At 54.3% G+C, this 847-nt stretch carries 1 protein-coding gene and 1 pseudogene; both read right to left on the minus strand.

Going from position 1 to position 847, the window contains the following annotated elements; translation table 11 throughout:
• Nucleotides 1-33 precede the first annotated feature (33 nt).
• Nucleotides 34-537: a GNAT family N-acetyltransferase gene (locus tag WH277_RS00570; RefSeq protein WP_339455635.1), complete on the minus strand. Its 504-nt coding sequence runs from the start codon at nucleotides 535-537 to the stop codon at nucleotides 34-36.
• 126 nt (nucleotides 538-663) lie between these two features.
• Nucleotides 664-847: pseudogene (locus tag WH277_RS00575) on the minus strand (hypothetical protein); the annotation flags it as partial.

Genomic DNA, 847 nt, shown 5'->3' on the forward strand with positions numbered 1-847 from the left:
GGGTTATTACAATATGTGTCAGGAAATTTCGCATCAGGATGAGAAGGTAAAGCGGTAGAACTTCGTATCCACCGTCATCACGGGGAAGTTGACCGGCAGATCCGTCTGAGGAATGTCACTGAAGCCGTTTTTCTCGTAAAAACGGTGCGCAGCAAGGAATTTAGCGGTGGTACCGAGAAAAATATCCGCCACGCCACGATGGCGCGCGTGCATCATCAGCGTATTGAGCAGCGCCGATGCCACGCCCCACTCCCGGCCGCGATACGGGGCGGCAACAAACATCTTACGCAGCGCCGTTTGCTGCTGCCCAATATCCTTCAGGCCAATGCAGCCCACTACGCGATCGCCAATCTGCGCCAGCCAGAAATCGCCGTTGCCCTGCTGGTAAAAATTCCCGATATCGCTGAGATCCGGCTGCTGGGCTGCCGTGATGGCAATGCCAAACTCCTGATTCTGGATCGGCAGGATTAGCTGCACAACGCCAGGCTGGTATTGCGGTCGGTAGCGCTGGATAGTGACAAGCTCGCTGGGCATCATTCGTGGCTCCGCTGGGGTTAAGATCATTCGGCGATGCAGAGTAATCTATCGCTTTTACTAATACGTTGGCGAATGAAAAATCGCCCACATTCAGAGGAAATTTGTCTTCTGCTCTTCCACATCAGGTTAATCCTCCTTGTGGACGTGGCAGCAATGAAGACGGAATAAGCGCGCCAGCTCTGCCCCCATCGGCGTCAGCGTACTGTCCTTCCGCTGAATGAGATAAAACGTGGCATTGGGCAGCACCTCTTTAATATTCAGCGCCACCAGCTGGTTGCCGAGGATCGGGTCGCCGATCACATCACTGGAG

Origin of the sequence: Erwinia sp. MYb416 (assembly GCF_037479575.1) — a bacterium.
Taxonomy (GTDB): domain Bacteria; phylum Pseudomonadota; class Gammaproteobacteria; order Enterobacterales; family Enterobacteriaceae; genus Erwinia; species Erwinia rhapontici.